This is a genomic window from Mesorhizobium sp. M0954 (assembly GCF_040319155.1).
Taxonomy (GTDB): domain Bacteria; phylum Pseudomonadota; class Alphaproteobacteria; order Rhizobiales; family Rhizobiaceae; genus Mesorhizobium.
In genome coordinates this window covers 129,953-138,562 of the sequence record NZ_JAMYNR010000015.1, presented here as the reverse complement: position 1 = coordinate 138,562, position 8,610 = coordinate 129,953, and the positions used below count along the sequence as shown (strand labels likewise).

Below are 8,610 nucleotides of genomic sequence, written 5' to 3'. Positions count from 1 at the left end.
CCCGCGAGCGCCCCCCCTGCCCCCGCCTCCGCCGCCCGTCCCCGCTCCCCTCCACCTCCCCCCCCCCCCCCCCCCCCGACACCAACGAAATCGCAAAACAATGACGGGGTCAGTTCTTCGTTTCGCCCCAGGGATCAAATCCTCACTTCGCTTGACACGGGGTGCACCACACCGGTTCGGACAGGATATTCCTTTTAAGTACCTCCGATGAGCGCCGCCCGCCAGCTTCCGGTTCGGAATAGCAATTGCACTCGAAGTGCCCGCACGCTGTGATGATGGCTCACCATTGCAGCAATCGAGGGTGGCATGACAGAGCTCGCGATCGATCAGGGAGTGGTGCGCGAGCAAGTGCTTGGGGTACCCGTGCACGCCCTGGGCTTGGCGCAGGCAGTCAACTGCGTCTTCGACTGGGCCCTGCGGCGGGAGAGCCGAACGGTTTTCCTGTGCAATGCCCACAGTGTCGTCACCGCCCGCCGCAATCGCGCCCATGCCGAAGCGATGGATAGCGCCGACCTTGTCGCGCCCGATGGAGCGCCGGTGGCCTGGATGCTGAGACGGCAGGGACACGCGGATCAGCCGCGCATCGCCGGACCGGACCTGATGTGGATTTGTTGCCGGAGGGCATCGGAACTGGGCTCGGCAATGTTCCTGTACGGCGGCAGCCCGGGCACCCTCCAGCGTCTCGAACAGTGCATTCGAACCGAGTTTACCGGCATAAACATCGTGGGCTCTTACTCACCTCCACCCCGCCCTCTGTCGGCCGAGGAGGATGAGGCAGTGGTCGGAATGATCAATCAGTCCGGTGCGAGGATCCTGTGGGTGGGGCTCGGATGTCCCAAGCAGGAAAGCTGGATGCAGGCGCATCGCGGCCGGATCAATGCGGTCATGTTAGGGGTAGGAGCAGCTTTCGATTTCCACGCCGGAGACGTCAAACGGGCGCCGCAATGGATGCAAAAGAGCGGGCTGGAATGGCTGCACCGGCTCTTCCAGGATCCCCGCCGCCTGGCGAGCAGATATCTCGTGACGAACAGCATGTTCATCCTGGCTTTGTTGCAGGCAACGCTGCTTCCCAGGCGCAGACTTCGTGGCGGTTAGAGGGAGGCGGAACCAGTGAACACACTTGGACCGCCGTATTGCCGATCTGCGCCAACTTCTTCACGGCCGGCCGTTCTTTGGCGCTGCTTCTGGGAGGCGGCGCTGCCATATCTGGACTGGGTGGTTTGCATTGCCTCGACAGGCACCTGACTGGAGGCTACCATGACTCTGAGCAAACAGGCCGCCAGTCTGGCTGTCCTGTATGTCACCGACGTCCTGCAGCCGCTGATCATCTTGCCCTATGCCGGGCGTGTCCTCGGACCCATGAGTTTCGGGCGCTACGCGTATGCGCTCGCCATCGGACAACTCGCTGCCGTCGTCGTGGCCTATGGATTTCATTGGACGGCGCAGCGCAGGGTAGCTTCCCTCCGTTACGAGCCGGCGGCGATCGCATCCCTGGTTGCTCAGGTCATGGCCACCAAGGCAGTGCTGTTCGTTGCCGTATGCCTGGTGGGCCTTGTGCTGGCCGGCGACGTGCTGGCGCTCAGTAGGCCGACATTCCTGTGCGCGATGCTCTCGGCCGCCGGCGGCATTATTTTTCCGGCATGGCTCTTCGTCGGCCTTGAACGCGCCTGGCAGGCGGCCATCGCCGTGGTTGTTGCTCGCGTTCTGGCGCTCGTCTGTTTCGTCGCCATGGTCGCATCACCTGACCAGGTCGCACTCGCCGTTGCCATCCAGAGCGCAGTTCCCGTCGTCAGTGGCCTCATCTGCTTACCTTTCATCCTTCCGATTGGGTTCGGCGGCTTCAGGTCCGTGACGCTTTCGACGATTGGAATGCAGCTGCGCAATGGCTGGAGGGGATGCCTTTTCATAGCCGTGGAGACTGCCCTCGTCACCCTCCCTGTCGCCCTTGTCCAGCATTTCGAAGGTTATGTCGCAGCCGGTCAATATTCTGTCGCCGAAAAGTTTCTGTTAGCCTCCAGAGTATTTTTCAAGTTGCTTATGGATACTTTCATACCGAGGGTTTCATACTACGCTCACGTCGATCCGGCTGCCGGGGTGCGATTGATAAGGAGATCACTATTCACCGTATCAGGCGGGGCGGCGATGAGTATTGGAATGTTCTTTATTGCTCCGTACATAATTTTAATTCTGTTTGGAGATAAATTTTCAGGAGCGATACCTATAGTTCGTGCGATGGCAATCATACCACTTATAATGAACATAAATACATTCACATCAAATGTATTTATGTTTAGTTACGGATATGAAAATGAATGGGCGGCCCTTAATGCATCCGGTCTGCTAGTATTCCTGGTGGCAGCATATTTTTTGTCTTTCGTCATGGCGGAGCAAGCCATTGTTTACGCGATGGTAGCGAAGGAAGTCGTCGTGCTGGTGGTTTCAGCCGGCTTCTTCCTCATTGGCGGAGCGGCAGTCCTTCGCACGGCGGCGACTTGCGACGCAGGCCAGGTGCGAGGATATCCCCCTGCGTCCCAATCCGCGCCGTTGGAGCACGAGGCCGATCGTTTCCAGTCGTAGGAGAGTCTGTATGTTCGCCACCGATGACTTCGTCGTTCAGCCGTCCGGGTCGCCTCACCAGCAGATACCTCCCAAGGATCGCGACGAGCTGACCGTAAAAGACATCTTGAGATTTATTCGAAGCAGTTGGCGCCTGTGCCTCCTCTGGATGGTTGTAAGCCTTGGTGTCGGCGGCGCATATACAGTCCTTTCGCCTGGATATTACAGCGCCTATGCGACGATCCTCCTTTCATCTCCGCCCGCTCCGCAACCGGGCGAAGCTCAGGCGGATGAGAGGGTCTATGTAGAGAGCCAGATACAGGTCATTCAGTCGGACGAAGTCGTCGGACGTGTTGTTGACCACACTGGCTTAGCGGAAGACGAAGAGTTTGTGACGGATGACAGCTTGCGCACCCGGATCTCCAGCTATGTGCAAGGCCAATTAGCGTCTCTCTTCGGCACCGAACTGCCGACGGCGGAGCCAAATATTCGGGATGAGGCGATGGTCCTTGTGAGGCGCGCGTTTTCCGTTCTTCAGATGGGTTCCTCCAGCGCCGTCGAGATCGGGGTCACCTCTTCCGATCCTCAGTTCTCCGCCATGCTCGCGAACGCGATCGCCGACGGTTACATCGGAAATCAGCGCGAGCGCCGGCAGGCGGCTGGCGCGGAAGAAGCATCTGATCTGCATAAGCGACTGGCGGAACTTCGGGAAAAGGCTTTTGTGACCGAATCACTGAAGGAACTCCAATCGGACCCTGAATCTGCGGAGAGGGCAAGAGTCCTTTTCCGCGAGCAGCAGAGCGCGGCCGAGGTTTATCGCTCGCTTTACAATGCCCTTCTGCAGCGGACCCTCTCCGATTTTAGCCCCTCGTCGCTGATCCCGAGCGCAAGGGTCATCACGCCCGCCGAACCGCCTCGCCAACGCAGTTGGCCGCCAACGGTCCTGATGGTAGCCCTCTCCGTTATGGCCGGTGGGGTTGCCGGCGTTGGTCACGCATTGATCAGGCAAGCAATGAACCACCGCCTGATAACGGTCGAGGATGTGCACAGATCGACCGGCCTTGATCGGATTGTAGGGATACGCAGAATTCCCCGCCGCAGGTGGAATGTTGTGGGGCCATGCGAGCAGTCTTTGCAGCCCGTCTACTCAAAGGACGCTCCCGAGCTTCACAGCTCGCTGAGCAAAATTGCCAGCCGTATGCGCGGAGTTCAGGGCCGCCAAGGCGGATTTGTAATCGGCGTTACTTCACCCCTCGCCAAGTCCGGAAGCTCCACGGTGGCGGTTCATCTCGCAAGGCTCATTGCGGCGACCGGGCAAAAGACACTGCTCATTGATGCCAATTGGCAAAAGCCATCGATGGACCAGCCAATGCTGAACGCGGAGCCAGGTCGCAAGCTCGCCAGGGCGTTTGCCATCATTCCCGCGCATCAGGAAGGGCTGGAAGTTCTGGTTCTCAGGCCCACGGGGTCAATCTCCGAGTTGAATGCCTCGCTCTCCATCTCCGCTGCACTCCAGCATCTGCAGCAAGAATACAGTTGTATAGTGGTTGATTTTCACAGCACCGACCGCACCGCTGATCTGGAAGCTGCCATGGGCGTCATCAGCGAGGTCCTCCTGGTGCTGCAGGCACGCCGCACTTTCGCGGATCACCTCGAGGCAATCCTGCGCATCATCCCTGCAGAGAAACTCTCGGCAGTAATTTTGACCAGGATGAACCGTGCGGCTTTCAGTCCTAACCGGGAATACAGGCCATGACCTCGCCAGCGACATTGTCACGCAGGAAGGGTTCAAAGCCGGTCGACCTCGTTTGCAGCCATTCCCCTGACGTGCTCGACTACACCCTCTTTCTCTCGGGCATTTGGCTGGCCTGCGCCCTCGCAATATCCCTGCGCCTGCTTGGCCTTTTCTTCATAGTGGTCCCGGTCGGTGTCTGTCTGGCCTACGCCTTGCTGCGGCAGACGATGCCGCCTCGTCTGCTCGCGGTCTACACCGCCTTCTGCCTCTTCATTGCCCTGCTGTCCAGATACAGGCTGATGCCGGATTCCTGGCAGGTTCACTTCCTTCAAGAAGCAGTCACAAGGCAAATCGTCCCGATCGTTGGATTCTTCGCCGTCGCATGGGCGTCCAAGGCTTATTTCCGCCGCAGGCTGATGAGCGGCAATGCCTTTTTTGGTGCACCCATTTTCCTGTTCCTGTCTCTCGTTGTCGCGCCGGCGGTGATGTTTCAGCAGGACGTGCAATATCCGCGCGCATCTGGGCAAGCCGCGATAGTGATTCTTTATGGTGCGCTGATCAACAACATGGTCATTGCCGTGTTTTTCATTGCAGGCGGTATTTTTCTGACGAACGACTGGCGCCGATACGGCGGCATTTTGCTCCTTTTGGGAATAGCCCTCGCCAGCCCCTTGGCTCAGTTCAAGATCCTTGCAGTCACGACGATCGTCATTCTGATTGGCGTGCCCGGCCGGTTGATGGCCGCAGCTTTGGCGACCGCACTGACTTCGGCTTATGCCGTCGGGCTCAACTTCATACCTCAAACCTTTGCTCTGGACCCGAACTCCGGGATCCGACTCGCGTTCATTTCGGACGCACTCGTATCCGTTGCGGATACACACGGGTTTGGCATCGGATTTGGGACGGAATCTGTCCGATGGCGATACGAGTTTCCCGGATTCGAGGATATTACCTTTCTTCCCGACACCCATAATATTACGCATGCCAGAATGCTTGAGATACTCTCGACAGGAATTCACAATTCGTTCTTTCAAGCCATATTGCGGACGGGGGTCATTGGTTTCATTTTGATCGTGTCTGCCATTTTGGTGGCCTTCCCGCCAAATCGACTGCCACGCGGTGTTCGCAATCATGCGTCCACGGTGTTCATCACGATTTTCCTCGCCATGTTCGTCAATCCGGCCCTGGAGAGCCCTCTACAGATTGTGGGAATTGCTTTCTCATACGGCTATTTGATTGCGCTTCGCGCCAGCGTTCCGGCCTTGGCTGTGGAACTTCCTCCAGTTGAACCGGATCGAACGCAGCATTGCGCTTGTTCATACATCGGAACGAACATGGATGCGGCCCTCCCGACATAGGGCAGGCTATCGGTCTCGGTAGAAGGGATCGCGTTGTACGATTTTGGCGCGGCAGGAGCAGGGGAGCCGTCCACTGATGTGCCCGCTCATGCGGCGGCGCCGTGCCGGTTCCATCAGGAGTGCCTCGAAAGAGCCAGCGAGCCAGCCATTTTGCCTCGGCCTCGGCTATGCCTCTTCTGGTAGCATAGGGCCATCCACTGCGCAGGTTCGCCCGCGCCGGAGAAACCCGTAATAAATCGCCCGTAGAGATACGGGGGCAACCCGTTGGGGGACCCATGAAGCTGTTGAGATCCTTGTTGTCGGCGCTGTCGATGACCATGGCTTCGACCCGCCTCGCTTCGTTTGCTGGCGCCATCGCTCTGATTCCGACAGCGGCACTTGCCGACTACAAGCTAAAGCCCGGAGATACGCTGGAAGTATCGGTCCCTGGTATTCCGGATTTCAGGCAGCGATTGCTGATCGGAGTGGACGGCGAGGTGAACTTGGCGCTGGTTGGAGCGGTTCAAATCAGCGGCCTTTCCATTCAACAAGCGCAGGAAATAATCGCTGGCAGTCTCGCCAGCAAGCCGTATCGGCGGGGGACCGAGGACGGCCGTGAAATAACGCAGCTGATCCAGACGGACCAGGTCTTCGTTTCGCTTGCCGAATACCGGCCCATCTATGTTTCTGGTGATGTCGCCAGGCCGGGAGAGTACATCTTCCGGCCGGGTATGACCGTCCGACAGTCTGTGGCGGTTGCGGGTGGCTACAGCGCTGCCCAGGTTCGCATCGCCAATCCGCTCATGGAAGCGGCCGATTTCCGTTCCGAGTACAAAGCCCTATGGGCGCAATTCGCAACGGAACAGGTTCGCATTTGGCGCCTTCGCACCGAACTCGGCGAAGAAGTCGAACATGTCGAGAACGCACCGGTGCCTGAGGCGCTCGCCGAACGATTGAAGCAAACGGCAACAGCGCATATCGAAGCTCGTCTGTCAGACAGTGAAAAGGACAAGGAGCTTCTGCGACGTGCTGTCGAGGAGGCTAACCTGCAACTGGGGCTCCTGTCTGAAAAGAAGAAGAAGGACGAAGAGGGAAGCCAGGCCGACACCGAAGATTACGAGAGAGTCAGGACGCTGTTTCAGAAGGGCTTGGCGGCCACCACGCGCCTATCTGAAGCCCGTCGAGCGGCGCTTATGTCATCAACCCAACTGCTCGATACGATCGTCCAGGCATCGAACATCGAGCGCCAGCGCGGCGAATATGTCAGACAGATGAACAAGATCGACAGTGAACGACGAATCGCGGCCTTGGGAGAGCTACAGGAGGCCTATATGAATCTGGCCCAGATCTCGGCGCGTCTTGAGGGTACCGCGCAGAAGCTGGCGCTTACAGGTCAAGCGCAATCCACCTTGCTGATAGCCGCGGGTCGGCCCGAGATAACAGTGCATAGAAAGCGAGAGCAGGGCGCCGAGACGCTCCCCGGCAGCGAAGATCTCGGGCTTGCGCCCGGCGATGTTGTGGAGGTCGTTTTGCCAAAGGTCGACTTTTCCGGAGCTGTCGCGTCGTCGCCACGGGCGTCCGGGATGCCGAATTGAGATTCGGACGTGGCGGACTGCGATGCGCGTCTTAATGGTTCATAATTTCTACCAGATAAGGGCCGGAGAGGACAGCGTGGTTCGGGAGGAGCTCGCGTGCCTCAAGCAGAATGGGGTCGACGTCGAGCTGTTCTCCGCCACGAATGACGATATCGTGTCGGTCGCGCGGAAGATTTCTAGCGCCGTGGGGGTCATCTACAACCCTCATTCACGGCGGACCCTGTCCCGAAAATTGGCGGAATTTTCACCGGATGTCGTCCATATCCACAATTTCTTTCCTCTCCTGAGCCCCTCCATCCTGGATGCGTGCCGCGAGGCCGGCGTGCCATCAGTGATGACCTTGCACAATTTCAGGATTCTCTGTCCCAGCGCCTTGCTTTATCCCGATGAGCGGCTTCGGGAGCGAAGTCTCCGCCACGCCTGCTGGTGGACTGTTCCGAAGAAGGTCTACAGGAATTCCCTGGCGGGCACGCTCGCCGTCGCCGCAATGGTCGAGTTTCACAAGCGAGCCGGCACCTGGTCCCGCAAGGTCGACCGCTTCATTGCCCTTACCGACTGGGCCAGGCACAAGCTTGTGGAAGGCGGCCTGCCGGCCGAACGCATCGTCGTCAAGCCGAATGCGGTTGCCAGGCCGCCGAGCTTCGGTGACCTTCGTCGCAATGGAGGGCTGTTCGTCGGACGACTGGATGAGCACCACAAGGGAGTGGCCACGCTGCTCGAGGCGTGGAAGGAGATCGACTATCCGCTGCGGATCATCGGCGACGGGCCGTTGGCTCCGCTCGTCGAGCAGTCTGCGGGCGAGCGCGTGGAATATCTCGGGCGTCAGTCGCGCGAGACAGTGCTGAAGGAGATGCAGGCTGCAGCATTCCTGCTCTTTCCGTCGAAAGGCTATGAATTGTTTCCCATGACCGTCATCGAGGCCTTCGCAAGCCGGCTGCCGGTCATCTGCTCGGAGCTGCCGTGGATCAAAGGGGTCGTGGAGCCAGACGTCACCGGCCTTGTCGTTCCTGTCGGCAATGCCGGCGCGTTGGCCGATCAGGTGCGCTGGGCGCTTTCAAACCGATCTGCCTTGGAGGAAGTGGCAGGCCGGGCCTATGCCGCCTATCAGGAGCAGTACACGCCCGAAGCAAACTTCAATCGGCTGATGGCCATTTATGAACCCCTTGTCAGGCGCCCGATCCGGGCCTTCGCGGCAGTGTCGTGAGGTGGGCCGGAACATGCGCTGGCAGGAACCCAATTTTAGGGCACCATTTGCAAATGGTGGTCGGCACCTTCGACAGCAGCGCAAAATTCCAGCGACTTCTTTCGCCTCGCCTCGAGTTGCTGATAATCGGATTGAGCCGCACGCCGTTGACCGGACCGGCCTCAGTCGCGGCATGGCTGCGGG

The 8,610-nt window shown here is 59.0% G+C and carries 6 protein-coding genes; all 6 read left to right on the top strand.

What is annotated here, in order from left to right:
- Positions 1 to 306: 306 nt before the first annotated feature.
- Positions 307 to 1,095, top strand: a complete 789-nt coding sequence (locus tag NKH93_RS21440) for a WecB/TagA/CpsF family glycosyltransferase (RefSeq protein WP_352971933.1) — start codon at positions 307 to 309, stop codon at positions 1,093 to 1,095.
- 162 nt (positions 1,096 to 1,257) lie between these two features.
- The gene (locus NKH93_RS21435) at positions 1,258 to 2,577 is read left to right on the top strand and encodes an oligosaccharide flippase family protein (RefSeq protein ID WP_352971930.1); all 1,320 of its coding nucleotides are present in this window, start codon (positions 1,258 to 1,260) and stop codon (positions 2,575 to 2,577) included.
- A gap of 10 nt (positions 2,578 to 2,587) precedes the next feature.
- Positions 2,588 to 4,312 (top strand): GumC family protein, encoded by a 1,725-nt coding sequence (locus NKH93_RS21430; RefSeq protein WP_352971927.1) that lies wholly within the window; start codon positions 2,588 to 2,590, stop codon positions 4,310 to 4,312.
- Positions 4,309 to 5,649 (top strand): hypothetical protein, encoded by a 1,341-nt coding sequence (locus tag NKH93_RS21425; protein WP_352971924.1) that lies wholly within the window; start codon positions 4,309 to 4,311, stop codon positions 5,647 to 5,649. The genes NKH93_RS21430 and NKH93_RS21425 overlap by 4 nt, the downstream gene beginning before the upstream one ends.
- Positions 5,650 to 5,945: 296 nt before the next feature.
- Positions 5,946 to 7,223, top strand: a complete 1,278-nt coding sequence (locus tag NKH93_RS21420; protein WP_352971921.1) for a polysaccharide biosynthesis/export family protein — start codon at positions 5,946 to 5,948, stop codon at positions 7,221 to 7,223.
- Positions 7,129 to 8,427, top strand: a complete 1,299-nt coding sequence (locus NKH93_RS21415) for a glycosyltransferase family 4 protein (RefSeq protein WP_352971918.1) — start codon at positions 7,129 to 7,131, stop codon at positions 8,425 to 8,427. The genes NKH93_RS21420 and NKH93_RS21415 overlap by 95 nt, the downstream gene beginning before the upstream one ends.
- The last annotated feature ends 183 nt before the right edge of the window (positions 8,428 to 8,610 follow it).

Bases quoted from the DNA above. Each gene is read 5' to 3' on its own strand.
- NKH93_RS21430 (WP_352971927.1), top strand. From the start codon at position 2,588: ATGTTCGCCACCGATGACTTCGTCGTTCAGCCGTCCGGGTCGCCTCAC.
- NKH93_RS21440 (WP_352971933.1), top strand. From the start codon at position 307: ATGACAGAGCTCGCGATCGATCAGGGAGTGGTGCGCGAGCAAGTGCTT.
- NKH93_RS21425 (WP_352971924.1), top strand. From the start codon at position 4,309: ATGACCTCGCCAGCGACATTGTCACGCAGGAAGGGTTCAAAGCCGGTC.
- NKH93_RS21435 (WP_352971930.1), top strand. From the start codon at position 1,258: ATGACTCTGAGCAAACAGGCCGCCAGTCTGGCTGTCCTGTATGTCACC.